General features: G+C 66.8%; 20 protein-coding genes and 1 pseudogene. 16 read left to right on the top strand and 5 right to left on the bottom strand.

Features of this window, described 5'->3' with window-relative positions:
- Positions 1-215: 215 nt before the first annotated feature.
- A pseudogene (locus tag K7711_RS49310) lies at positions 216-1,330 on the top strand (IS256 family transposase); the annotation flags it as partial.
- A 268-nt stretch (positions 1,331-1,598) separates the two neighbouring features.
- On the opposite strand, the gene K7711_RS16220 reads toward K7711_RS49310, so the two are convergent.
- Both K7711_RS16220 and K7711_RS16215 read right to left on the bottom strand, forming a co-directional pair.
- Positions 1,599-2,600 carry a LysR family transcriptional regulator gene (locus tag K7711_RS16220; RefSeq protein WP_222970215.1) on the bottom strand — a complete coding sequence of 334 codons (1,002 nt, stop codon included), beginning with the start codon at positions 2,598-2,600 and terminating at the stop codon, positions 1,599-1,601.
- A 98-nt stretch (positions 2,601-2,698) separates the two neighbouring features.
- Complete coding sequence (locus K7711_RS16215) at positions 2,699-4,075, bottom strand: CapA family protein (RefSeq protein ID WP_222970213.1); 1,377 nt, start codon at positions 4,073-4,075, stop codon at positions 2,699-2,701.
- A gap of 295 nt (positions 4,076-4,370) precedes the next feature.
- Here K7711_RS16215 and K7711_RS16210 point away from each other — a divergent pair, with 295 nt between their 5' ends.
- The 8 genes from K7711_RS16210 to K7711_RS16175 all read left to right on the top strand — a co-directional run bounded on the left by K7711_RS16210 (position 4,371) and on the right by K7711_RS16175 (position 14,206).
- Positions 4,371-5,459 (top strand): ABC transporter substrate-binding protein, encoded by a 1,089-nt coding sequence (locus K7711_RS16210; protein WP_222970211.1) that lies wholly within the window; start codon positions 4,371-4,373, stop codon positions 5,457-5,459.
- Positions 5,456-7,198, top strand: a complete 1,743-nt coding sequence (locus K7711_RS16205) for an ABC transporter permease (protein WP_222970209.1) — start codon at positions 5,456-5,458, stop codon at positions 7,196-7,198. Before K7711_RS16210 ends, K7711_RS16205 begins: the two co-directional genes overlap by 4 nt.
- Positions 7,195-8,343 (top strand): ABC transporter ATP-binding protein, encoded by a 1,149-nt coding sequence (locus K7711_RS16200; RefSeq protein ID WP_222970208.1) that lies wholly within the window; start codon positions 7,195-7,197, stop codon positions 8,341-8,343. Before K7711_RS16205 ends, K7711_RS16200 begins: the two co-directional genes overlap by 4 nt.
- A gap of 13 nt (positions 8,344-8,356) precedes the next feature.
- Positions 8,357-9,106 (top strand): SDR family NAD(P)-dependent oxidoreductase, encoded by a 750-nt coding sequence (locus tag K7711_RS16195; protein WP_222970206.1) that lies wholly within the window; start codon positions 8,357-8,359, stop codon positions 9,104-9,106.
- On the top strand, positions 9,103-10,740 hold the full coding sequence (locus K7711_RS16190; RefSeq protein WP_222970204.1) for a thiamine pyrophosphate-binding protein: 1,638 nt from the start codon (positions 9,103-9,105) through the stop codon (positions 10,738-10,740). The genes K7711_RS16195 and K7711_RS16190 overlap by 4 nt, the downstream gene beginning before the upstream one ends.
- Before the next feature lie 122 nt (positions 10,741-10,862).
- Positions 10,863-11,900 carry an LLM class flavin-dependent oxidoreductase gene (locus K7711_RS16185; RefSeq protein WP_222970203.1) on the top strand — a complete coding sequence of 346 codons (1,038 nt, stop codon included), beginning with the start codon at positions 10,863-10,865 and terminating at the stop codon, positions 11,898-11,900.
- Positions 11,901-11,921: 21 nt separating this feature from the next.
- A complete protein-coding gene (locus tag K7711_RS16180) occupies positions 11,922-13,118 on the top strand; it encodes an SMP-30/gluconolactonase/LRE family protein (protein ID WP_222970201.1) in 1,197 nt (398 codons plus the stop codon).
- Positions 13,119-13,438: 320 nt separating this feature from the next.
- On the top strand, positions 13,439-14,206 hold the full coding sequence (locus tag K7711_RS16175; RefSeq protein ID WP_308014761.1) for an alpha/beta hydrolase family protein: 768 nt from the start codon (positions 13,439-13,441) through the stop codon (positions 14,204-14,206).
- A gap of 190 nt (positions 14,207-14,396) precedes the next feature.
- On the opposite strand, the gene K7711_RS16170 is transcribed toward K7711_RS16175, so the two are convergent.
- Entirely contained in the window at positions 14,397-16,004 is a 1,608-nt protein-coding gene (locus K7711_RS16170; RefSeq protein WP_222970199.1) for an MFS transporter, read from the bottom strand.
- A 204-nt stretch (positions 16,005-16,208) separates the two neighbouring features.
- Positions 16,209-16,331: a hypothetical protein gene (locus K7711_RS48415; protein ID WP_268929292.1), complete on the bottom strand. Its 123-nt coding sequence runs from the start codon at positions 16,329-16,331 to the stop codon at positions 16,209-16,211.
- Positions 16,332-16,750: 419 nt separating this feature from the next.
- Here K7711_RS48415 and K7711_RS16165 point away from each other — a divergent pair, with 419 nt between their 5' ends.
- Both K7711_RS16165 and K7711_RS16160 read left to right on the top strand, forming a co-directional pair.
- The gene (locus K7711_RS16165; protein WP_222970197.1) at positions 16,751-17,944 is read left to right on the top strand and encodes a sensor histidine kinase; all 1,194 of its coding nucleotides are present in this window, start codon (positions 16,751-16,753) and stop codon (positions 17,942-17,944) included.
- On the top strand, positions 17,941-18,639 hold the full coding sequence (locus tag K7711_RS16160; protein ID WP_222970195.1) for a response regulator transcription factor: 699 nt from the start codon (positions 17,941-17,943) through the stop codon (positions 18,637-18,639). Before K7711_RS16165 ends, K7711_RS16160 begins: the two co-directional genes overlap by 4 nt.
- On the opposite strand, the gene K7711_RS16155 is transcribed toward K7711_RS16160, so the two are convergent.
- Positions 18,594-19,442: a TetR/AcrR family transcriptional regulator gene (locus tag K7711_RS16155; RefSeq protein ID WP_222970193.1), complete on the bottom strand. Its 849-nt coding sequence runs from the start codon at positions 19,440-19,442 to the stop codon at positions 18,594-18,596. The two genes, K7711_RS16160 and K7711_RS16155, sit on opposite strands and share 46 nt — an antisense overlap.
- A gap of 207 nt (positions 19,443-19,649) precedes the next feature.
- Between K7711_RS16155 and K7711_RS16150 the strand changes: the two genes are divergently transcribed.
- Genes K7711_RS16150 through K7711_RS16130 form a run of 5 tightly spaced genes read left to right on the top strand, consistent with a single transcriptional unit; the run spans position 19,650 to position 24,595 of the window.
- Entirely contained in the window at positions 19,650-20,864 is a 1,215-nt protein-coding gene (locus K7711_RS16150; protein WP_222970191.1) for a CaiB/BaiF CoA transferase family protein, read from the top strand.
- A gap of 44 nt (positions 20,865-20,908) precedes the next feature.
- Positions 20,909-21,733: an SDR family oxidoreductase gene (locus tag K7711_RS16145; RefSeq protein ID WP_222970189.1), complete on the top strand. Its 825-nt coding sequence runs from the start codon at positions 20,909-20,911 to the stop codon at positions 21,731-21,733.
- A gap of 24 nt (positions 21,734-21,757) precedes the next feature.
- Positions 21,758-22,210, top strand: a complete 453-nt coding sequence (locus K7711_RS16140; RefSeq protein ID WP_222970187.1) for a pyridoxamine 5'-phosphate oxidase family protein — start codon at positions 21,758-21,760, stop codon at positions 22,208-22,210.
- 44 nt (positions 22,211-22,254) lie between these two features.
- On the top strand, positions 22,255-23,511 hold the full coding sequence (locus tag K7711_RS16135) for an amidohydrolase family protein (protein ID WP_222970185.1): 1,257 nt from the start codon (positions 22,255-22,257) through the stop codon (positions 23,509-23,511).
- Between the two features lie 31 nt (positions 23,512-23,542).
- The gene (locus tag K7711_RS16130) at positions 23,543-24,595 is read left to right on the top strand and encodes an aldo/keto reductase (protein ID WP_222970183.1); all 1,053 of its coding nucleotides are present in this window, start codon (positions 23,543-23,545) and stop codon (positions 24,593-24,595) included.
- Positions 24,596-24,744: the final 149 nt, after the last annotated feature.

Here is a 24,744-nt window from a genome sequence, read left to right as displayed (position 1 = left end):
TGGCGGCAAGCGCACTCGGACGCGGCGAGTCGTGGCTACCCCAGCAGAAGCGTCATGCCGACCGTTGCCCTGGACTCGGATGGCGGTTGCGTCCGGCAAGGTGGTGTACGACCCCCAGCATCAGCAAAGTCTGAGCGTGTCGTAGCCGAGTAGAGGATGGTCACCGCGTGATCCTCACCAGACCGACCAAAGTCTTCGAGGAGAAAGTTCACGCGATGACCGCTGTCCAGCGGATCGACCCGAATGCTCCGTTCACAGACCAACTCGCCGTTCACAGCCCTGACCTGCTGCGGGAGATCGTGTCCTCATTCGTGCAATCGCTGATGAGCGCCGAGGCCGACACGATGTGCGGCGCCGGCTACGGCGAACGCAGTACCGACGGGACCAACTCCCGCAACGGGTACCGGCACCGAGACTTCGACACCCGTGTCGGCACGATCGACGTCGCGATCCCGAAATTACGGTCGGGCAGCTACTTTCCGGGCTGGCTGCTCGAACGCCGCAAACGCGCCGAACGAGCCCTCACCTCGGTGGTGGCGACCTGCTACCTGCTCGGGGTATCGACACGGCGGATGGAGAAACTCGTCGAATCCCTGGGCATCAAAAGCCTGTCGAAATCGTAGGTCTCGATGATGGCCCGCGACCTCGACGGCCGGGTCGAAGCGTTCCGGACCCGGCCACTGGACAGTGCCCGTACACGTTCGCCGCCGCTGATGCCCTGGTGCTGAAAGTCCGCGAGAACGGGCGTGTGGTGAACGTGCACTGCCTCGTCGCCACCGGCGTCAACGCCGAGCGATACCGCGAAATCCCCGGTATCCAAGTCACTTCCGGCGAGGACGGTGCTGGTTGGCTGGCGTTCTTCCGTGACCCTGGTCGCCCGCGGCCTGTCGGGTGTCAATCTCGTCACTTCCGATGCCCACGCCGGGCTCGTGGCAGCGATCGGCGCCCCCTGCCCGGCGCGTCGTGGCAGCGCTGCCGCACCCACTACATGGTCAACCTGATGAGCGTCTGCCCGAAAAGTTCCTGGCCGTGGGTCCGGACGCTGCTGCACTCGTTCTCCGACCAAGCAGACGCCACATCGGTTGCCGCGCAATATGATCGGATGCTCGACGCGCTGGCAGAGAAGCTGCCGAAAGTCGCCGGTCACCTCGATGTCGCCCGCGCGGATCTGCTGGTATTCACCGCGTTCCCGAAACAGATCTGGCGTCAGATCTGGTCCAACAATCCCCAAGAGCGGTTGAACAAGGAAATCCGCCGCCGCACCGACGTCGTCGGCATCTTCCCCGACCGGCAAGCCATCATCCGGCTCGTCGGCGCTGTCCTGGCCGAACATCTGCCTCTCGGTGGCGGCGATCAGGCTGCTCCGGCAACGAGTAGCGCCTTAGGAACGGCTACTGGTCAGCAACCAGTGTGATAGACCGTCGCGCATAGGATCCGTCCGGTCGACACCGAGATGGCGGCGTCGGCGGCAAGGCTGCAGTCGGCGCGCACTCGTCACGCGCCTTACCGGTGCGCCGACCGGGTCGAGCCACGCGAGTGCCGGGCATAGTCGAGATGCCTATCCGACGCAGGAAGAATGAGTCGGCGCGGCGGCTGTGTCAGCTCGTGGCGGATTCCTGTTGGGGTGCGACCCAGCGGATTTCGGCGGCCGTGGTGTCCGAGCGTTGCGCGTAGGCGGCGACGAGTTCCTCGACGAAGCTGTGGATGGCCGGTGCCTGGTCCTCACCGGGATGTGCGGCGATTGCTGTGGTGCGAGTCAGCGGCATGTCGGCGATTTCCACGGCGACCATGCTGCCGTCCTGGATCTCCTGTGACACGGCGACGCCGGGCAGGATGCTCAGGGTGCCGTACTGCTTGATCGCGTGCTTCATGAGGGCAACGTTGCGGGTTTCGATGGTGGGCACGATGGTGGCGCCGACCTTGGCCGCCCAGCGCTGGGTGAGGTTCCAGGTGCGCATACCGGGTGCGTAGGTCACGAAGGGATGGTCCGCGATCGCCGCGGGGCGATCCTTGGGCGAGAGCTTCAGTAGTTCGTGGTCGCTGGGCGCGACCAGGTACAGGTGCTCGTTCATGCGGGCGAGCGTGGTCAGCGAGGGGTGTGTCGGCGAGCGGTCGAAGGCCAGATCCACCTTGCCCGAGGAGAGCATGTTGACGATCTCGGCGCGGTCGACCGACTGACGCACCCGTACCTCGACGTGCGGTTGCCGACTGTGGAACGGGGCGAGCATCGGGAGGAGCACATACTCGATCAGGTCCGAAGGCGCCATGATCCGCAACTCGGAGTCGTTCGGGGGAGCCAGGGCCGACTCGAGGTCCGCGGCGAGTTCGTCGAGGCTCAGCATCGAGCGTTCGCAGAACTGCAGGATCGTCTCGCCGGCCGCGGTGAGGGTGACGCCGACACCGGAGTGCCGTTCGAAGATCGGGGCGCCGAGCATGCGTTCGATCTGCCGGACCCGTTGCGAGATCGCGGGCTGGGTGAGACACAGGATCTTGCTGGCTTCGCGGAACGACCCGGTGGCCGCAATCGTACGGATCGCGTGCAGCTGGTCGAAGGTGAGACCGTGCAGGAGCCGGTGCTGGTCAGGGCCTCGCGTGCGCACGGGCGTCGTCGCCTCCGGTCTTCGAATTTGCTTGTGTCACGCTACCACTCACCATCCGCGGGCCCGTGCGGATTCGCACGGGCCCGCGAGGCTGCGGGTCAGACCTTGATCAGGCCGGATTCGCCTTCGATCTGCAGGGTGGTGCCGAATTCGGCGGACAGGCGCTGGTAGCGCTCGAGGATGCGTTCGGCGTCCTCGCCGTGGGCGGTGAACGGGCGGCCGTCGGTCAGCGGCTGCTCGCCGTGTCCGATCGGGCGCCGGATGTCGACTTCGCGGCCGACCTTACGGCCGCATTCGACCGGGTGCAGGCGGATGGAGTCCAGCGTCCCGCCGTCGAGGTCGATCTCCAGGATCGCCGAACTCCACCACGTCTCGTTGCCCTGGTTCAGGCCGGGGTGCAGGGGGTGTGTCGCGGGGGTCAGCGTCTGCAGCCGTTCGATGTCGTGGCCCCAGGTCTCGAAGGCGTCGTAGGGTACGCGGCGGACGAATTCGGACTGGGCGAAGAAGTTGCCGAGGCCGTAGATGATCGGCTTGCCGCGGTAGATCTCGATGCCGAGGGTTTTGTGCCAGCCGTGTCCGACGAAGATGTCGGCGCCCTCGTCGATGCAGGCGTGCGCGAACTCCTGGACGAACCGCGGCGGCGTGTTGCCGCGCGGCCCCTCGGACACACTGAAATGGTGCGCCACGATGACCAGGTCGGCCATCGTCGCCGCCTCGGCCACCGAACGCAGGTTGCCCGACAGGTCCCATGTGTTGCTGCTGGACAGGACCTCGAAGTGGTCCGACGGCCGCCACAGGTTGGAGCCGGTCGTGGACTGGTCGGTGGGCATGGCGAGGCTGAACTCACCGGGCTCGGCGTTCATCAGCAGACCGCTGGAGCCCTCCGCACCGGCCTTGGTCTCGCGCAGGATGCCCAGGGAACGGCCGATGTTCTTGAGCTGTTCGGCGGCTTCTTGTTCGACGAGGTAGCGCATGATCGGCCGCAGCGGGTTCACCCCGGCCCGCCCCGGCAGACTGGCCTTGGGATGGCTGGCCCACTCGTGCGATTTGTTGCCGGAACTGACCGACACCAGCGCGACGCGGCCCTGGTGGGTCTCCAGGTAAGCGGGTTCGCGGGCCTCCTCGAGATCGCGGCCGGTGCCGGCATGCGCCAGGCCCACGGCGTCGCAGTGCGCGATCGTGGCATGCACGCCCTTCGCGCCGAAGTCCATGCTGTGGTTGTTGGCCAGCGACACGATGTCCACGCCCGCGGCCCGCAGGTCGGCGGCGACCTGTGGGTGGGTCAGGAAGTAGCTGCCGACCTGGTCGCCGCGCGCGGGGGCCTCGACCTCGGAGAAGTGCCCGAAGTTCGTCTCGACGTGCGCGTAGGTCAGCTCGGCCGAGCGCAGCCGGTTGAGCACCTCGTCGAACTCGGGCTCATTGTGGACCCCGAACGGGCGGGTGACCATGCACTCGCCCGCCACGGTAATGGACATGGGGCGTTCCGAAGACATTTACCACTCTCCTGGTTGGTTCTCCCACAAGGGATTTCGAAGTCGCGAAGGTTCTCCTCAACTCAACCGAGCCGCACCGGGCCCGGTCAAACGAGAACTTTTTATGGGCTCGGTGGCCCCGGGTTATCACTCACCGGTGATTAGTTTTGGTTTTCGCCACCCCAAAAAACTCTGCGTTGACCGGGGACGATGCCTGTTGATTGAGTGATTTCGCGTGTTCCGACCGGAAAGGCAGTCAACGATGACGAAGATCCCTGAGAAAGCGCGGTACGGCGCGGTGGCGCTGGCCTTGCTGGCTTCGGCGCTAGCTGCCTGCGGGAACAGCGGCCCGGTGAGCCCTTGGGCGAGCAGAGGATCGACCCCCGGCTCGCTGAGCGAACTGGTTACCGCCGCGAAAGCGGAAGGGGCGCTGACCATATACACCCCGATCGTGCAGTCCGAAGTCGCGCAATGGACCCGGGCATTCACGCAGAAGTACGGGATCAAGGTCAACATTCAGCGGCAGGCATCCTCGACGCTGGCGACCACGTTCAGCATGCAGCAGCGGGCGAACAAGGTAGAGGCCGACATTTACCAGACCAGCAACCTCGGGCAGCTCCAGGATTTCAACGGCGACAAATGGTTCGCCAGGTATACACCGCGCAGCGCGGACCAATATCCTGCCGATCGCACGATTCCGGGGTATGCGTACCCGCTGTACGAGACGACCGGCGCGATCGCCTGGAACACCAAGACCGTGCCGCAGGCCACGCAGAAAAGACTGGCCGCCAACCCCTATGAGGGGATGCTCGATCCAGCGCTGAAAGGCAAGATCGTGCTGATCGACCCGGGCGTCGGCGGCTCGGGCATGGCCTACTACGCCAACCTCGCGGCGAATCTCGCGAATCAATACGGTTGGGGCTACCTGAAAAAGCTTGCCGCGCAGCAACCAGCGATCGTCTCCAGCATCCAGACGATCTCCCAAGAGGTTTCGGCCGGCATCTACAGCGCCACGATCTTCGGCGACGACGCGATCTTCGGCCCACTCGCCGCCAGCGGCGCACCGGTGCGGTTCTCGTCGATCTCGCCGATGAATGCCAGCCAGTTCTACCAGGAGATTCCGTCCAAGGCGCCACACCCGGCCGCGGCGAGGCTGTTCGCCGAATGGTCGTCGAGCCTGGCGGGTCAGCAGGCGATGACCACGGCGACCGGTGGCCGCTCGACGATCCAGGGTTGGCAGGAGAACCGGCGGTTCGCCAGAACGCTGCCGTGGTACAAGGCGCCGCAGCAGGTGTGGGTGGACTGGCAGCGGGATCCACGGTACGCGGGTGATCAGCTGAAGGACTTCGTGGACAAGTGGGACCAGACGTTCCAGGTGTCCTCATGACCACGACATTGCGCGCCGCCACTCCCCGCCCCTCGGTGGCCCGGCCGGGAGCGCCCGCGAATCGATCGCGCTCACCGCAGGACCTGCTTCTGCTGGTCCTGACCTGGGTTGTCGTCCTCGTGCTGATCGCGGGGCCGATCGTCTACATCGTCATCGCCGCGTTCTCCAACGACGCCACCGATCTTTCCGCCGGGTTCACCCTGCACTCGGTGGTGAAGGTGTTCGCCACCGGGAAGATGCTGGGCCTGCTGGTCAAATCCCTCGGCTTCGCGCTCGTCGTGGGTGTGCTGTCCACCGCGCTGGCCACGGCGCTGGCGTGGACGACGGTCCGGCTTGACATGCGTGGCTCGCGGTTGCGCGAGAACCTGTGCATGGGATCGATGTTCATGGCGCCGTTCGTCACCGCGGTGGCCTGGGTGTGGCTCGCCACCCCGGAGACCGGCGTGATCGACAAGGCGCTCGGCGCGATCGGCATCCCCGGCTGGCTACAGCCGAACATCCTTTCCGTGCCCGGCATGGTGTTCGTCCTCGTCGCGCACTACGTGCCCTACGCCTACCTGTTCGTGTCGGCGTCGATGAGCCGCATCGACAGCCGGATGGAGGAGGCGTCACTGTTGTGCGGCCGCGGCATCGGCTACACGACGTTCCGGGTCGTGCTCCCGCTGTTGCGTGCGTCGCTGCTGTCCTCGGTGCTGTTCGTCGGGATCCTTGCCCTCGGGGAGTTCTCGGTGCCGGAGATCCTGGGGCAGCGGGGTGCGTTCACCCCCCTGTCGGTGAACGTATACAACGCGCTGTACAGCGAATCGCAGGATCTGCCGTTCGCCGCCGCGGTCAGCAGCGAGCTGATGATCGTGTGCCTGGTCGGGCTGTTCCTGTACGGGCGATCGGTGCGAAACGAGACGAAGTACGTGTCGGTCAGCGGGCGCGGACACTCCGAGACGAAGAACAGGCCGTCCCGGGTCACCGCGGCGGTGGTCTGGGTGGTGACCGTGGTCTACGGGGTGATCACGTTCGTGATCCCGCTGATCGCGATGGTGCTGATGGCGATGTCGCAGTACCTCGCGCCGACGCTGGCCGGCATGCACCTGTCGCTGCGCAACCTTTGGGATTCGATCTCCACCTCGGATGTGTGGACCGCGACGTTGAACTCACTGGCACTGGCGATCGCGGTGCCCGTCCTGTCGATCGTCGTCGGAATCGCGGTGGTGTATCTGGCCGACCGTGCCAAGGTGCGCACCGCGCGGGCACTCACGTACGTGGCCACGATGCCGCTCGCGGTGCCCGGCCTGGTGATGGGCACCGGTCTACTGCTGTTGCTGATCCGTACCCCGCTCTACGGGACGCTGTCGTTCATCGGGGTCGGCCTGGTGGCCATTTCGGTCACGCACGCCGTCCGGCTGGTGTCCAACGGCGTGCAGCAGATCGACCGCTCGCTGGAGGAAGCATCGCAGGTCTGCGGCGTGTCTCCGATGAAGACGGTGTGGTCGGTCCTGGTGCCACTGATCCGACCATCGGTGATCAGCGCGTTCATCCTGATCTTCGTACTGACACTGCGTGAGCTCAACGTCGCGGTCGTGCTGTCCACCTCGGACACCGGCGTGCTGTCGGTGGTCGCGTGGAACGACTCCAGCAGCGCACTGACCAAGGCGGCGGCGGTGGGACTACTGCAACTCGTCGTCATCTTCGCCGGGATGGGCGTGCTGCGCGGCCTGTTCCGGCTTGCGGAGAGGAAGAAATGACCAGCGTCGAACGACGGAAAACGACTGTGCCCGGACAGGACCGGCGGTCCACGACTGTGCTCGAGGTGCAGGACCTGGTGGCCTACCACGGCGTCAACCGCGTCGTGGCCGGACTCGACCTGACCATCGAGCAGGGCGAGTTCGTCACGCTGCTCGGGCCCAGCGGATGCGGCAAGACCACCACCCTGCGATGCGTCGCCGGATTGCACCGCGTCAGCGACGGCACGATCGCACTCGACGGCCGGACCGTGGCGTCGGACAAGACGCATGTGCGTGCCGAACGCCGCTCGGTCAACATGGTTTTCCAGTCCTACGCCCTGTGGCCGCACATGTCCGTCTTCGCCAACGTCGCCTACGGGCTCAAAGCGCAGCGGCTGCCCAAGGCGGAGATCGCCGAGCGCACCGAGGAAATGCTGGAGCTGGTCGGATTGGGCGGCTACGGGCCGCGCCCGGCCACCGGCCTGAGCGGCGGACAGCAACAACGCGTCGTGCTGGCTCGCGGACTGGTCACCAGGCCGAAACTGCTCCTGCTGGACGAACCGCTGTCCAATCTGGACACCGAACTGCGTACCCGCATGCGCACCGAAATCCACTCGCTGCAACGGAGACTCGGGCTGACCATGCTCTACGTCACCCACGACCGCACCGAAGCGCTGGCCCTGTCGGACAAGGTCGTCGTCATGCGCAACGGGATCGCCCAGCAGATCGGCAGCCCCGACGAACTCTACGACCGGCCGGTGAACCGGTTCGTCGCCGAAGCGCTCGGACCGGTCAACGTCCTGCCCGCCACAGCCGTCGACGGCGGATCCGCACAACTGATCACCCACGACGGCGGATCCGTCGTGCCGATCGCCCTCGGGAACGACGGCGCTCACCCGGCAGCTGGTGCACCGATCGACGTGCTGATCCGTCCCGAGGCGCTCGTCGTCGAGCCGCGTGCCGACGGAGCGGATGGGATCCCGGCCGAGGTCACCCTCGTCGAATACCTCGGCAACCGCACGGAGATCACCTGCCGCAGCGGTGCGCAGGTTTTCAAAGTGGAACTCGCTCGCCGCCCGGGCGGTATCCAGTCCGGCGACAAAGTCACCGCGCGACTACACCCCGGCGAGACCGCGCCCGCGTGGCAGCGCCGCGAAACCCCTTGAGCCAAGGAGAGATATGGATATGCAGTTGAAGGACCGCGGCGCCGTGGTCACCGGAGCCAGCGCGGGCATCGGTCGCGGTATCGCGACTTGCCTGGCGCGCGAGGGCGTGCGGCTGGCCGTCGTCGCGCGCCGGGAGGCGGCGTTGACCGAGTTCGCCGACGAACTGGTCGCGCAAGGGCTTGCGCGACCGGCCGTGATCGCCGCCGACGTCACCGACGACGCCGCGCGGGAAACCGTGCGCGCCAAGGCCGAACAGGCACTCGGACAGGTGGACATCCTGATCAACAGCGCTGGCGGGCGCCGACCGTCCGGGCTCACCGCGACCGACGAGGAGTGGGACGTGGCGATGACGTTGAACTTCATCGCGCAGCGCAAGCTCACCACTCGGTTCCTGCCCGCGATGCGCGAACGCGGCTGGGGACGCGTCGTCAACATCACCGGCAAGTCCGAACCCACGCGCGTGAGCGGTGAGTTCTGCGCGAAAGCGGCGATGCACGCGTGGTCCAAAGGACTGTCCCGCGAGGTGGGCCCGGACGGCGTGACAGTGAACTCGATCGCTCCCGGACGCATCTTGTCCGAACAGATGCTGCGCAACTACACCGACGCCGACCGCGCCGAGCACGTCAAGGAGATTCCGCTCGGTCGCTACGGCGAGCCCGAGGACATCGGCAGGCTCGTCACGCTCCTGGCTTCCCCCTTGGGCGGATACATCACCGGCACGGTCATTCCGGTCGACGGCGGATTGCGGAGGTACCAGTTTTGAGCACCATCACAGAAGTCGAAGCCACCTGCACGCACGCCCAGGCACTCGCCGAGGCGATCGCGCGAACCGGGTGCACGCATGTGCCCGGCCTGATGGGCGACGGGAACATGCACCTGTTCCTCGCGCTGCGGCAACAGGGTGTGGCGATCGTCGAAGTACGGCACGAGTCGGCCGCGGTCGCGATGGCCGAAGGCTACCGATGGTCCTCGGGCCACACCGGCATCTGCTCGGTGACCCACGGACCAGGACTCACCCATGTGGCTACATCGCTGGTCGTCGCCTCGCGCAACCGGTCGCCACTCGTGCTGATCGCGGCCGAGACCCCGGCCGGTTACCAAGGGGCGCAGACGTTCGACCAGGAAGCCTTCGTCACCTCGTGTGAGGCGACCTACCGGCGGATGACGCTCGACGAGCACCCTGCCGCCGCGCTGGCCGATGCGATCGCACTGACCGAAGGCACGCGGCGTCCCGTGGTGCTCGGGATCGCGGCCGACCTGCTCACGGCACCTGTGCGGGCAGCTGATCCGGACCTGGCCCGCACGATCCTGGTGGACGACAGCGATGACCTCTCGGCCGCGCAACACCTGCACGAACTGCTGACCACGGCGGCACGGCCGGTGCTGATCGCAGGCAAGGGCGCCTTCGAAGCGGCCGACTCGATGCGAGTGCTCGCTGATCGTTTCGGTGCCGCACTGGCGACAACCCTTCCCGCCAAGGGACTCTTCGACGGCCACGACCTCGATCTCGGGATCGCCGGTGGATTGGCGCATCCCGCGGCCGAACGCGTTCTGCGCCGAGCGGATCTGGTGATCGCGGTCGGCGCGAGCATGGGCCGAAGCACGACGCAGAGCGGAAGGTTGTTCGCCGACGCCCGCGTGATCAAGGTGGTGGACGAAGCCGGCAAGGGCGAGGTTCTACCGGCCACCGCGGCGGGCGCCATGACGCACCTGGTCGCCCTCACCGATGCCGAAGCCACGAGACGGCCGTGGTTCACCCCCACAGGACCATCCACCGAATGTTGGCAAGAGGACCTGCGCGATTTCGCCCCGCCCATCGCACCGGGCACCGTGGACCCCCGGCGGGCCGTCGCCGAGATCAGCACCCACATCCCCGACGACGCGATCGTCGTCATCAGCAACGGGCACTGCTCCGGGTTCGCCGCAGCGTTCCTCGGCGCACCACGCCACGGCCGGTTCTTCGCCGCACAAGGCTTCGGCTCGATCGGGCAGACCCTGACCACGGCAATCGGTGTCGCGCTCGGCGCGCCCGGACGCAAAACCGTTGTGTTCGAGGGCGATGCCGGGTTCATGATGCACGCTCAGGAACTCGACACCGCCATCCGGTCCGGCGTCGACCTCACCTTGTTCATCCTCAACGACGAGGCCCTCGGCACCGAGTACCAGCGACTTCGCAAGGACACCGACGATGCCGAGGCCGCTGTGGTGCCCCCACCCGACCTCGCCGCGCTGGCCGAAGCCTTCGGAGGCGTCCGGTCCGCGACGATCGACGGGGAGAACGGGTATTCCGCAGCCCGCGCGGCGCTCGCCCCCGGCCTCGCGGTCGTGGATGTGCGCACTTCCCGCGCGGTTCTCAGCCGCCACATGCGCCTGCCGAGTGCCCAGGGCCGACAGTGAGCGCGCAGACCACGGCGAACGTCCCGGATGGACACGAAATTAACTGTGAACCAGTCTCTTTTCGGCTTCACCGCAGGTGATCACATCCAGGATGACGGAATCGTGGCGCTGCCGGGCGGACCATGAGCGAGACGCTCGAGTTCGCGATGCAGTTCACGATTACCGAGCCGGTCTTCACTCGCACGCACGCGAGCGAACTCATCGAACTCGCCCGCATGGCCGACGGCTACGGCCTGCACTCGATTGGGATCGGCGACACCGGATTCCGGCTCAACGAAGCCACGGCGCGAGTCACGCTACTGGCGCTCGGGACGACTCGAACATTCGTCGGCATGCGACCGACGAACCCGTGGACCCGGGACCCACAGGTAACCGCGGCCTTCCTCGCCACACTCGACTCGCTGACCGCGGGCCGGGCGTTCATGGAGATCGCGACGGGTGACTCGGCAGTGCGCAGCATCGGCCGGAAACCGGCCACCCGCGCCCGGCTCGAAGAGTACGTCACCTGCGTCCGTGACGTTCTCGCCACCGGGCACGGATCGTTTCGGGGAAGGGAGATAAGGACTTTCGGAGAATCCCGGGGACCTGTGCGGATCTCGGTCGGGGCCGAGGGGCCACGCATGCTCGAATTGGCGGGCGCGATCGGCGACGCGGTCTCCATCGGCACCGGGCTCACCGCCGAAGTCGTGAGCTGGTCACTGAGCCAGGTCGCGCGCGGCGCGCAGGCGCGGGGCCGCACGCCTGCCGAGCCGTGGTTCACCGTGCGCAGCGCACTCGGCGCGGACCGGAACACGGCGCGCGCACAAGTGCGGGCCTCGCTGGCCTCGATCCTGCACCACAGCATGCGACACGGGGTCACCGACCGGCTCGTGCCCGAGCAGCAGCACACCGCCCTGCGCGAGTACGTGCGGAACTACACCCTGGCCGATCACCAGCACTCCGGCGGTCTCAACGAAGCACTCATGGATCGGCTCGGACTCACCCAATTCGCGCTGGACCGTTGGGGTATGGCCGGAGACGTCGCCGACTGGATCGACCGCATCGGCGAACTGCACACCGCCGGGATCCGCCGTCTCTGGCTGGCCAACCGCGGCCCGATGCCGCAACTGAAGCAGATGCTGCGGACATTCGGGGAGGACGTCCTTCCCCGTTTCCGCTGATTTTGAACGAGAAGGTAGTCGATGAAGATTACACGTCGCCAATTCGCTTATGCAGCAGGCGCTTTCGGTCTCAGCATGATCGAGGGCTGCACCCGCGCAGGTAACACCGACAACGGTGGCCCGGCCCCGGCCGATCCGCTGCTCTCACTCACGGTCGCGGCCACCTCACCGTGGATGGCCAACCAGGTCGCACTCACCAGCGACAACACCATGTTCCTGGGCCTGCCGCGATTCCCCGGCCACGAGCAGACCCCCTCGCTCGCTCGCCGAGAGCCGGACGGCACCGTCACCGCCTTTCCCGGTAACACGTGGAACGAGTGGCAGGCAGGTGACGACGGCCAGAACGCCTTCGTCTACGTCAACTCGGTGCACATCTTCGCCGACGACACGGTCTGGTGCGTCGACCAGGGCGGGTTGCGGCCGGATGCGTCACCCCCGGAACTGGCCACCCCGAAACCCGGAGCGCAGAAACTGGTCCAACTCGATCCGAGGACCGGGAACGTCCTGAACGTCATCCGGTTCGGCAGCGACATCCTGCCGAACGGCGCGCAGCTGAACGATCTGCGAATCTCCCGAGGCATCATCTACCTGAGTGAATCCGGCCTCGGCGCACTCATCGTCCACGACCTGGCAACAGGCACGACCCTGCGCCGCCTCTCGGGACGCAAGGAGATGCTGGCGGTCGAAACACCCACGCCCACAACGACACCCGCGGCCGGTGCGCACCAGAACCGGCACAAGACACCGAAGAGCGACCTGATCGAGCTGAGCGCCGACGGAGTCTGGCTCTACTGGGCGGCTCCCACAGGCCCGTTCCGGCGCATCAGGACCGACATCCTGCGCGACGGCAGCCTCTCGGACGACGAACTCGCCACTCACGTCGAACAGCTGGCAAACATACCCCTCTCGGGCGGGTGCGCCATGGACACCGCGGGAAACCTCTACCTCTCGGACATCAACAACCACCGCATCCTGCTACTGCCGCCCACGGGGAAGATGGTCACACTCGCATCGGATTCCCGGCTGATCAGCCCGGACGGTGGCTTCATCGGCGGTGATCGCCGACTGTACGTCCCCGCTCCACAAACCGAACGCACTCAACTGTTCGGCAACCCGACCGACCTGACCACCAAGCCATTCCAGATCCTGTCCCTGACACTGCCGAAGAGCTTCGATGGCACCGAACTCGGCGACGCTGTCACCGGACGAACCGGCTGAGGCGGAACCTCCGCTCGCTCCGGGGTCTCCTGCCGCAGAACCGATAGCGAGATCCCAAACCTTGCTTGGGATCTCGCTCACTGTACAGAAACGAAGCACACGAACTATGCCGTCGAGAATCTGTCCACGTGGCGACGAAAAGGGCTGGCCTGGACCATGATCGGCTGGTAGTTTTCAGTGACCGCGACATCGTCCGAGGAGGTGGGACCCATGAACGCTGTATCCAAGTGGGTGCTCCCCCTTTTCGTCACGGTCGGGCGATTGATGTAAATGTCGCCGGGAGCGCCTCGACAACAAGGCACTCCCGAAAGGCACTACCTGTGCATTCTCTGCAGTTCACCGCCGAATCGTCCTCGAACGGCATACTCGAACGCGACTTCACCGTGGGCGGCGTCCCCGGCGTCCTCTGGTCGCCGACTTCCAGCCCGGCCGATCACGCGCCCCTGATCCTGATGGCCCACGGCGGCGGCAACCACAAGAAACACCCGGCGATGTCCGGCCGAGCCCACCTGCTCGTGACCGGCTGCGGCTACCACGTCGCCGTCCTCGACGCGCCCGGTCACGGAGACCGGCCACGCAGCGGGCACGACGAGGCGGAAACCGCCGAGCTGTTCCGGGCCAGGGCGGCGGGCGAGCCGGAAGGCCCGATCGTCGTGCGCTACAACGACCACTTGGCCGAGCTCGCCGTGCCCGAGTACCAGGCAACCCTGGACGCCCTGCAGGAACTCCCGGAGATCGGCGCCGGTGGGCCAGTCGGCTTCTGGGGCATCAACATGGGCACCGCGATCGGCATACCGTTCGTGGCGATCGAACCCCGGATCACGGCCGCGGTCTTCGGTCAGCACTGGCCTGATGCCCTGGCCGAGAAGGCGAAGCAGATCACCATCCCGATCGAGTTCGACCTGCAGTGGGACGACGAACATATCTCGCGCGAGGAGGGTCTCGTGCTGTTCGACGCCTTCGCCTCGAAGGAGAAGTCATTGCACGTGAACTCGGGTAAGCACAAGGAGCTGCCACGGTTCGAGGCCGACAGCGCGGTCCGGTTCTTCGCCAGACACTACAGCCGAGCGGTCACCTCCCCGGCCTGACGCGAGCGGCCTCGGCGCCCGCTTGCAGCAGGGCGCGACTACCGCGCGCTGGAAGTTGAGGCTGCGCATCCAGATGATGGATCCACTTCGTCGGAGCCCCGCAAGACAGCCGATGGTTCCGCTTCATCGAATTCGCGCCCGTCGAAGCCGCCCTGCCTGCCCGAACGAGCGGCGGCTTTTCCGGCGTTCGTCAGACCGCTCCGGCGCCTCCCTCTGCGGTCAACAGAGTCGCCTCGGAGGCACCCCCGCGCGCGGGCGTCCGACCGGTGCGCAAAGCGATGGCGAGCAGCACTGCCAGGGCGGCCGGTACGACGCCCACCACGATGTAGGACAGGCTGTAGGCAGTGTCGGTGTAAACGTTCGGAATATTGCTGACGATCGTCTTTCCCCCTTGGTTGGCGACCAGCTGGAAGGGGTGAGCGGCCACGATCGCGGTGAATACGGCGGTGCCGACGGAGGTGCCGATGGAACCGAAGACCGCCAGCATGCCGGCGCTGATTCCCTGACGCTCGGCGGGGACGGCATCGATGAGCAGGTTGGGATTGGCGGCGTAGTAGAACCCGAATGTTATTCCGTACAGCACGCCGATGAGCACCTGCTCCTGCCAGGTCGAGTGCCACTTGATCCACAACGCGCAGGCGACGAGCAGGAAGACGCCGCTGGTGATCAGTAGCAGGCGCGCGCCGATGCGGCGGCACAGCCAGCCGCCGACAACGCCGAAGATCATGCCGAACAACGCGGTCCACACGGTGATGTGCAGCGCCATCTGCAAGACCGAGAAGCCGTTGGCATAGCTGATGTCGCCCCGGAAGGTCACGAACTTCTCCACAAGCGATGGCGGAACGTGCGCTTGGGCTGCCGCACCCGCCACGACCTGCCCCTCCAGTTGCGGAGCCTTCGGTGTCTGGAACATATAAGCGATGATGATGTTCACTGTGGCGATGCTCAGGGTGATGAGGAATGCCACCGCCATCGGGATCGCGACTGCCCGGGACCGCAGGAGCGACAACTCGATCATCGGCTCGGGTACCCGCAGTTCCCATCCGATGAACGCGGCGAGCAGAACCACACCCACGATGAGGTAGGCCAGGCAGGTGGCGCGTCCCCAGCCCCAGCTCGACCCCTCGCTGATGTACAGCAGGATGAGGCCGATGGAGCTGCCGAACAGTACGGCGCCCAGGATGTCGAGGCGTTGTTTGACCCGGAACGGTGACTCGGGGACGAAGACCATCACCAGCGGTGTCGTGACCGCGACATAGATGATGAGGAACCAGAACACCGACCGCCAGCTGTAGTGGTCGGTCAGTGCACCGCAAATGATGGGCGTAAGCACCGCGCCGATACCGAACCCGGTCCCGATGACACCGATCGCGACCGGGATCCACTTGCGCGGCAAGAGGTCTCGGACGAGGCCGTACTCGACCGCGGTCAGCGCCCATGACGCGCCGCCCAGGGCACGCCCGACCAGGAACAGCGGCCAGCTCGAGGTAAGTACGCACAGCAGGGCGCCGATCAGGAACAGCAGACCACACAGGAGCGTCATGCGTTTCTTGCCGATCAGGTCGCCGAGCTTGCCCAGCAGCGCCATGGTGGCGCCGCCCGCGATGCCGACGATGGTGACCGCCCAGGTCACGCCGGCTCCCGCGCCGGGGAAGGCCGCCGCGAATTTCGGCACGATGATCGAAACCATGCCGAGCTGCATCGGCGCGATCTCCGAGTACAGCACCAGCGCGACGAGGATCGCGACCAAGCGCCCCCAGCGCGCGGAGTCGATCCGGCCCGCGTCCTCGGCTGCCATTGGCTGTGAATGTTGGATGTCTGTCGGTTCAGCCACGATGTGCTACCTAGCTACTTCGATGAGATTCGGGTTCAAAGGCGATGGGATACAACACGGTCATGGCTGCCGGGCCACTTGTGGCGGCCTTCGATCAGCCGTGATAGATGCCTGCTCGTTCTTGGCAGTGGCAAGCCGTGGGTGGGGTGCTCGTGGTCGGTCGCGGAGTCAGACGCCGGCAGGCGCAGTGCGGGCGATCGATTCGAAGGCGGGAAGGATGAACGGGTCGGAGTCGAAGGTGGTGTCGACACAGGCCAGGCGCAGCCCGGAGGGCAACCGCGCGATGCCCACGCCCGGAATGTCCGCAACCGGGGGGCCTCCCGGCCGCCTGACTGGATATGACGGACCCACGAACGAAGCTTGCATTGGGTGTGTCTCCCTAGTCCGCAGCGAGACGGGCCGCCATGGATCGCCCGGGTGGTGGTGCGAACCGATCACAAGACCTCCGGAGAATGACATTCGCTGAAATGAGAATCTCAGTCCGGGCGGGAATGCTCTACGGAGCATCCCCTCGTCTTCGCCTTTCGGCGCGGGTACTCCGGGTGTAGTAGTCGGAGGGAACGGGCGGGCATCTGGGTACTCCCAGCGGAGTATCTTCCGGTCCCAGATCCACGGTTGCCGTCGTAATCCGGGAAAAACTGGCTGTTCAGAGGCTCTCGGCTCGATTGCCGGGCAGAGCCGACGAACAGCCTCGTTGCTACCGTTCATCCGTGGTCTCCGCGACGCTGGTATCCGGGATCCGGACGCGCTGGCGTATGCCGGGCGTCCGGGATGCCGTGCTGGCCGTCGTCGTCTTCGTGTCCGCGGCCTCGATGCCTACTCGGGGCGGCCCTCGATCGGCGGAGATGTATGCCGTGATGCTGGTACTGCTGGCGTTGTCGTGCGGCGCGCTGGCGGTTCGGCGCTACGCGCCGATGGCGGTGTGGGGGTTCTGCCTGGCGATCTCGGTGGTCGACCTGCTGACTGTGACACCGGATTCGCCGAATCGGGTGCCGGCGCTGGTCGCGCTGTACGGCGTCGCGGCAGCGGGATCCCGGTGGCGGGCCGTCGCCGCGGGCGTCGGCAATACGGTGATCACTCTGGGCGCGATCGCCGCGCACCACGGTGTATTCACCGATCGTGACGGCGCCTACCTCATCGCGACGACCTCGGGGCTGGCGGTTGCCGCGGGAGTCGCGGTGCGAGCTCAGCGCGCCGTCATCGAGGCCGCGCAGGAGCGGGCGCGCCGAGCGGAGGAGTCGCGGGAACAGGAGGCCCAGCGGCGGGTAGTCGACGAGCGTGTGCGCATCGCGCGGGAGTTGCATGATGTCGTCGCGCACCATGTGGCGGTCATCGCGGTCCATTCCGGGGTGGCGCTGCATGTTCTCGACACCAGTCCCGCGGATGCGCGGCGGTCGGTCACGGAAGTCCGCAAGGCCAGTGGGCAGGTCCTCGGTGAGTTGCACACGTTGCTGGGCTTGCTGCGAACGTCCGAGGATGTGGCCCTCGTTCAGCCTGCGCCGGGGATGGATCAGTTGCCCGGCATGATCGCGTCGATGCGGGCCGCCGGGCTAGACGTGCGGTGGACGACCCGGGGCAAACCGGCGGAGCTGGATCCGATCACCGAGCTCACCGCGTTTCGGCTGGTCCAGGAGTCGCTCACCAACGCCATGAAGTACGGCGACGGGCAGGCCGATCTGTCCATGCGGTTCGTTCCCGGGAGGGTGGACATCGAGGTTCGCAATCGTGTCGCACCCGGTGTACATCCGGACGGGGCCGGTGCGGGCCAGGGCTTGGTCGGCATGCGCGAACGCGTGGCCGCGGTCGGTGGCGATCTGAGTACGGGGCCCTCGGCCGACGGGGTGTTCGTGGTCCGTGCCTTGCTGGCGGCCGATCAGGTATCGACCGGACAGGAACCCGTATGACGATTTCAGTTCTGCTGGCCGACGACCAGGCGTTGATCCGGGCGGGCTTCGCGGTGTTGATCGACAGTGCACCCGATATGCAGGTCGTGGGACAGGCCGGGGACGGTGCGGAGGCGGTGGCGCTGGCTCGCACGACGAAACCCGACGTCGTGCTCATGGACATCCGGATGCCCGGCGTCGACGGTCTCGCCGCCACCGGGCGGATCACTGGTGACTCAACACTGCCGGACGTGCACGTGATCGTGCTGACGACCTTCGAGGACGACGAGTACGTCATCGAGGCCATCCAGCGCGGCGCCAGCGGCTTCCTGGGCAAGAACGTCGACCCGGCCGTGCTGCTGGACGGTATCCGGGTGGTCGCGGGCGGCGACGCTCTGCTCTCGCCGAAAGCCACCACCGCTCTGGTCGCCCGACTTGCAGCCGCACCGGCCCCGAGCGGCTCGGCGCCCGCGACAGCGCACGATCCGGACCGGGTGTTCTCCGTTCTGACCGACCGTGAACGAGAGATCGTCGCGCTGGTCGCACACGGATTGTCCAACGACGACATCGCCGCGCATCTGGTGCTTTCCCCGTTGACGGTCAAAACCCACGTGCACCGGGCGATGAGCAAGCTCGACGCCCGGGATCGGGCGCAGTTGGTCGTGCTCGCCTACCGATCCGGGCTGGTCGACACCGGACGGAACCGTCGCCTGTGACCGGCTCGGTCCTGACCGCCCAGCTGGGCTGCCATACCGTCCAGGAAGATCTGGACGGTATGGGTGAAGACCTCGTCCGCGGGCGCCGCGACGTAGTCGGCACCGGCGGCGCGCAGGGCGGCGAAGCGGTCGGCGGGCAGGTCGTGCAGGAGTTCGGCGAATCCGGCGGACCGGGTGGCGCCGCTGGGGCCGCGTCCCACGGCACTGCGCTGGATGTCGGCGCCACCGGCGACGAGCTGGATCATGGCGGTGGTGGTGTACGCGGCCTGTTCTGGTGCCAGCCCGGCCTCGAGGAACAACTCGAGGGCGGCATCGATGAGGCGCAGCGTGTTCGGTCCGTATCCGGCGGTGTTGCGGGCCGCTGACGCGGGCAGGGGCTGGGAGAGCATGACGCGGCGCATCTCGTGCATCAACGCTTCGACGTCGGCGCGCCAGCCTCGACCGGTGCGCGAGATGCGGATGTCACCCATGACGTGGTCAGCGATGAGCGCGATCAGTTCTTCGCGGCCGGCGATGTGGCGGTACAGGGAGGCGCTGCGGGTGTTCAGCCGATCGGCGACCGCGCGCACGGTGAGCGCGTCCACACCGCCCTCGCGAAGCAACTCCAGCGCGGCCTCGATGATCCGCGCGGTGGACAGGCCACCGGCACGCGGCCGGCGCCGATTCTCGGTCGTGGCGCGATCGGCCCACCAGCGGGCCGATCCCGGCTCGGCACCGGGTATGTCCGCGGCATCGGCCGGGCCCGGCTCGCACGAGCGGGTGGCCGGGCCCCGGGACGCGGAGTCCAGCGGGTGAGAGTGCATGTCGCTCCGTCCTGTCGTACCGAACCTTGACATTGTGCGATCAACGCTCGCATAATACCGAATCAAGTAATGCGATCGGTGATCGCATTACGGGGAGCGGCAGCGGTTGCCGCGCAAGAGGTGCTCCGGTGCGCGCGCTCGAATTGTATTTGGGCACAGAGTATTCCGTGCGCCGAGGCGGCCGGGTGAGGAATCAGGAGGATGCCCGTGACTGCGGTGATGCAGGGTGTCAGGATCGTCGAGGTCGCCGAGCACACGTTCGTGCCCGCGGCTTCCGCGTTGCTGGCGGACTGGGGCGCGGACGTGATCAAGATCGAGCACGTGGAACGCGGTGACGCGATGCGGGGCCTGGCGTCCTCCGGGATCGCGGTCGTGCCGGACGACGTGCACGTGCTGTTCGAGCATTCCAATCGCGGTAAGCGGAGCCTCGGCCTGGACCTGACCTCCGAGGCCGGGCGCGAGGTCCTGTACCGGCTGGTCGCCACGGCGGATGTGTTCCTGACCAACAAACTGCCCGGCGTGCGCACGAAGCTCGGCATCGACGTCGAGGATCTGCGAGTGCACAACCCGCGCCTGATCTATGTGCGCGGTACCGGGCAGGGCGAGCGCGGCCCGGAGGCGGATCACGGCGCCTACGATTCGCTGGCTTTCTGGGCCCGGGCGGGCGTCGCGGCGGGGGTCATGCGGCCCGAGTACGGGCACGTTCCCGTTCCACCGGCACCCGGATTCGGCGACTCGATCGGCGGCATGACCATCGCCGGCGGGATCGCGAGTGCGCTGTTCCACCGGGAACGCACCGGCGAGGCCACCACGGCGGACGTCTCGCTGATGGGCACCGCGATCTGGTCCATGGGTCAGGCGATGGCGCTATCGCTGCAGCTGGATGTGCCGTGGACACCGCCGCCGGTGGGTACCCGATCGAACCCACTGACCGGCAACTACTGCACCGCCGACGAGCGCTGGCTCTCGTTCACCTGCCTGCAGGCGGGCCGCTACTGGCCTTCGATCTGTGCAGCGATCGAGCGGCCCGAGTTGGCGCGGGATCCGCGCTTCGCCGATCACGCCGCGCTGATGGCGCACAGCGGCGAGGCGATCGAGATCCTCACCGCCGCGTTCGCCGCGCGGCCGCTGGAACACTGGCGGAATCGGTTGTCCGCCTTCACCGGTCAGTGGACGGTGGTACAGCACACGCTCGAGGCCGCAGCCGACCCGCAGGCGGTCGCCAACGGCTACGTCCAGGAGTGCGCGACCGCCACCGGGGCCCGCTTCCGCCTGGCCGCGGCCCCGGTCCAATTCGGTGAGCAGCCCGCGATACCCGGGCGCGCACCGGAATTCAACGAACACGGTGACGAGGTGCTCGCCGAACTCGGCCTCGCCCCGGAAGAGGTGCTCGATCTGAAGATCGCGGGCGTGGTCACTTGATCGGCGCGAAAGACCTTGCGGGAACTTCAGTGACAGGAGAGACAATGACGTTGTTCGATGCGTTCCGGTTCGACGGCAAGCGGGTGCTGGTCGTCGGCGGAGCCAGCGGAATGGGCGCTGCGGCAGCACAACTCGCGCTCGACGCGGGCGCGGAGGTGCTGGTGGCCGACATCGCGCCGATCACCGCCGACGGGGTGAAGGCGATCCCGATCGACCTCGCCGACACCGACTCCATCGACACGGCCGTCGAGTCGCTGGGTGGCCCGGTGCACGCGCTGCTGGGCGCGGCGGGTGTCGCGGACGGCACGCCCGGTATCGAGCGGATCAACTTCCTCGGCCACCGCTACCTGATCGACCGCCTGCTGGCAGATGATCTACTGCCGCGCGGTGCGGCGATCGGCTTGATCTCCTCGGCGGCGGGTCTGGGCTGGGAGTCGAATCTGCCACTGCTGCAGGAGTATCTGGCCATCCCGGACTTCCACGACGCGGCACGCTGGGTGGTCGAACAGGGCAAGGCCGACTACATGTTCGCCAAGCAGGCAGTCTGCGCCTATGTCGCCACCCGGGCATTGACATTGCGGAGCAAGGGAATCCGCATCAACGCGATCTGCCCCGGCGCTACCGACACCCCGCTGGCGCGCGCGAATGCCGAGCGCTGGCTCGGATTCGGCACCGACTACCGGGATGCGGCCGGGGTCGAGGTGTCACAGCCGATCGAACAGGCCGGGCCGCTGCTGTTCCTGTGCAGCGAGGCGGCCTCCTCGATCACCGGTATCACTCTCACCGCCGACCACGGGTATTTCACCGCTGGTGTTTCCGGATCGTTTCCGGCGGCGACGCCCGTTGTCACGTTCATGCTCGGCCGGTAAACCCCTGGAAGGGAACAGGATTCGATGAAGGAACAACGCCGCGGCCGCAAGATCGCGATGAGCCGGGACGAGGTCGACGCGTTCCTCGCACAGGAACGCACCTGCCGGGTGGCCACCTCCAGCCCGGACGGACCGCACCTGACCCCGCTGTGGTTCGTCTGGGACGGCACCGCCCTGTGGCTGAACTCCGTCGTGAAAAGCCAGCGCTGGACCGACATCACGCGCGATCCACAGGTCGCCGTGCTCGTCGACGGCGGACACGCGTTCAACGAACTGCGCGGCGTGGAGATCCGTGGCCGGCTCGACCCCGTCGGCGAGGTACCGCGCACCGGCACAACGGATTCCGTGCTCGCGGAACCGGAGCGGCTGTTCGCCCGCAAGTACACCGGCCGCGACGAGATGCACTACGACGGCCGCCACGCCTGGTTGCGGCTGTCACCCCAGAAGATCACCAGCTGGGATTTCCGGAAGATGTGACCGACCCGACTCCCGGGTCGGTGAACAGACAGCGAGAATTTGCCATGGATATCGACGATCTGATCCTGGTGAGCATCGACGACCACGCCGTCGAGCCGCCGGATATGTTCAAGAACCACACCCCGGCCGCGTTGGCCGACGTGATGCCGCGCGTCGTCGTCGACGATCAGGGCATCGACCGCTGGGTGTACCGGGGTAACCCGGTCGGCGTCACCGGCCTCAACGCGGTGGTGTCCTGGCCACCCGAGGAGTGGGACCACGATCCGGCCGGTTACGCCGAGATGCGCCCGGGTGTGTACGACGTGCACGAGCGGGTGCGGGACATGAACGCCAACGGCGTGCTCGCCTCGATGTGCTTCCCGACCTACGCGGGCTTCAGCGCCGGGCATCTGGCGAAGGTCAAGGACGAGATCACCGTCCGGATCATCGAGCTCTACAACGACTGGCACATCGAGGACTGGTGCGGTGCGTACCCGGGCCGGTTCATCCCGCTCGGAATCCTGCCGCTGTGGGATCCGCAGCTGGCCGTGGCCGAGATCGAGCGCCTGGCCTCGAAGGGCTGCCGCTCGGTCTCGATGCCCGAACTCCCCCACCTCGAGGGCCTGCCCAGCTACTTCGACCAGAACTATTGGGGCCCGGTATTTTCCGCGTTGCAGGACCACCACACGGTGATGAACCTGCACATCGGCGCGGGGTTCGGCGCACTGCGACTGGCCCCGGACGCACCGATCGACAATCTGATGTGCCTGGCGCCCACGATTTCTCAGATCACCGTGCAGGATCTGTTGTGGGGCCCGGCGTTCCGCTCCTACCCGGGCCTGAAGGTCGCCCTGTCCGAGGGCGGTGTCGGCTGGATCCCGTTCTTCCTGGACCGCGCCGACCGGCACTACACCAACCAGAAGTGGCTGCGTCGCGACTTCGGCGGCAAACTGCCCAGCGAGGTGTTCCGTGAGCACGTGATGGCCTGCTACGTCACCGATCCCACCGCGCTCACCTACCGCGACAAGATCGGCATCGACATCATCGCCTGGGAATGCGACTTCCCCCATGCGGATTCACTGTGGCCCAACGCCCCCGAATTCGTCCTGCGCGAACTGAACGCCGCCGACGCGCCGGACGCCGACATCGACAAGATCACCTGGCAGAACGCCTGCCGCTTCCTCGAATGGGATCCGTTCGAGCACATCCCGAAACAACAGGCCACCGTCGGCGCACTGCGGGCCCAGGCCACCGACGTCGACCTGTCCATCCGATCCCGCAAGGAATGGACACAGCGCTACGCAGCCCGCACAGCCGGCTGAGGATCGGACCTCTGCGGCAGGAAAGGAGAATATGCAGTACCGCACACTCGGTGTCACCGGTGTCACCGTGAGCGTCCAATGCCTGGGCTCGATGATGTTCGGGCAGTTGGGAAATACGGACGTCGACGACTGCCTGGGGATCATCGGCCGCGCCTTGGACAACGGGATCAATTTCATCGACACCGCCGACGTGTATTCCGGTGGCCAGAGCGAACAGATCGTCGGGCAGGCGGTACGGACGCGGCGCGACGAGGTCGTGATCGCCACCAAATGCTTCTACCCGATGGGCCCGGATGCCAACCAGCGCGGCGGCTCGCGGCGGTGGATCACCCAGGCGGTCGAGGCCAGTCTGCGGCGTCTGGGTACCGACTACATCGACCTCTACCAGGTGCACAAGCTCGACTGGGACACCGATCTCGAGGAAACCCTCGGCGCGCTCAGTGACCTGGTGCGCCAGGGCAAGGTGCTCTACCTGGGCTCCTCCTCGTTTCCGGCGGACTGGATCGTGGAGGCCCAGTGGGCAGCCGCGCGGCGGCACACCGAGCGATTCGTGTGCGAGCAGTCGCAGTACTCGATCTTCGCCCGATCGGTGGAGCAGGCGGTGCTGCCCGCCTGCCGACGGCACCGGATGGCGATGATTCCGTGGAGCCCGCTGGCCGGTGGCTGGTTGACCGGGAAGTACCGTCGCGGCGAAAAAGCGCCCGCGGGTTCACGATTCGATCCCGCGAGCCCTTTCATGCGGGGATCGGTCAGCACCGCCGAGGACCTCACGTCCGTAATGCGGTTCGACGCGGTGCAGGCCCTGCACGTGCTCGCCGAGCAGGCGGGTATCTCGCTGACCACGCTGGCCCTGGCCTTCGTCGGCAGCCATCCCGCCATCACCTCGACCATCGTCGGGCCGCGCACAATGCGGCATCTCGACGACGCGCTGGCCGCCGCCGACATCCGGCTCGACGACGACGTCCTCGACGCGATCGACAAGGTCGTCCCACCCGGCACCGATCTACCCGGCACCGACCACTTCGTCCACCACCGCGCACTCGGCGCCCAGGCCCGGCGGCGCCCTCGGTACACGACCGGGTAGATGTCCACCGAGCCACCGCCGGACTCGGCCGGCCAATATACACCTGGAGTGGTATCCCGGCGACGCGACGACAGCGAGCGACTACTCCTGAGGCAGTACGGAAAAGCCTGCCCGGGGCGGATGGCCGCGGCGAAACCACCCGGCAGGCT

Source organism: Nocardia coffeae (assembly GCF_019890715.1).
Classification (GTDB): Bacteria; Actinomycetota; Actinomycetes; order Mycobacteriales; family Mycobacteriaceae; genus Nocardia; species Nocardia jiangxiensis.
Note: the sequence above shows the minus strand (reverse complement) of the source record. Positions and strands in the feature narration are given on the sequence as shown.

Bases quoted from the DNA above. Each gene is read 5' to 3' on its own strand.
- K7711_RS16215 (WP_222970213.1), bottom strand. From the start codon at position 4,075: ATGTCCATTACCGTGGCGGGCGAGTGCATGGTCACCCGCCCGTTCGGG.
- K7711_RS16205 (WP_222970209.1), top strand. From the start codon at position 5,456: ATGACCACGACATTGCGCGCCGCCACTCCCCGCCCCTCGGTGGCCCGG.
- K7711_RS16200 (WP_222970208.1), top strand. From the start codon at position 7,195: ATGACCAGCGTCGAACGACGGAAAACGACTGTGCCCGGACAGGACCGG.
- K7711_RS16195 (WP_222970206.1), top strand. From the start codon at position 8,357: ATGGATATGCAGTTGAAGGACCGCGGCGCCGTGGTCACCGGAGCCAGC.
- K7711_RS16185 (WP_222970203.1), top strand. From the start codon at position 10,863: ATGAGCGAGACGCTCGAGTTCGCGATGCAGTTCACGATTACCGAGCCG.
- K7711_RS16180 (WP_222970201.1), top strand. From the start codon at position 11,922: ATGAAGATTACACGTCGCCAATTCGCTTATGCAGCAGGCGCTTTCGGT.
- K7711_RS16170 (WP_222970199.1), bottom strand. From the start codon at position 16,004: ATGGCAGCCGAGGACGCGGGCCGGATCGACTCCGCGCGCTGGGGGCGC.
- K7711_RS16160 (WP_222970195.1), top strand. From the start codon at position 17,941: ATGACGATTTCAGTTCTGCTGGCCGACGACCAGGCGTTGATCCGGGCG.
- K7711_RS16155 (WP_222970193.1), bottom strand. From the start codon at position 19,442: ATGCACTCTCACCCGCTGGACTCCGCGTCCCGGGGCCCGGCCACCCGC.
- K7711_RS16145 (WP_222970189.1), top strand. From the start codon at position 20,909: ATGACGTTGTTCGATGCGTTCCGGTTCGACGGCAAGCGGGTGCTGGTC.
- K7711_RS16140 (WP_222970187.1), top strand. From the start codon at position 21,758: ATGAAGGAACAACGCCGCGGCCGCAAGATCGCGATGAGCCGGGACGAG.
- K7711_RS16135 (WP_222970185.1), top strand. From the start codon at position 22,255: ATGGATATCGACGATCTGATCCTGGTGAGCATCGACGACCACGCCGTC.
- K7711_RS16130 (WP_222970183.1), top strand. From the start codon at position 23,543: ATGCAGTACCGCACACTCGGTGTCACCGGTGTCACCGTGAGCGTCCAA.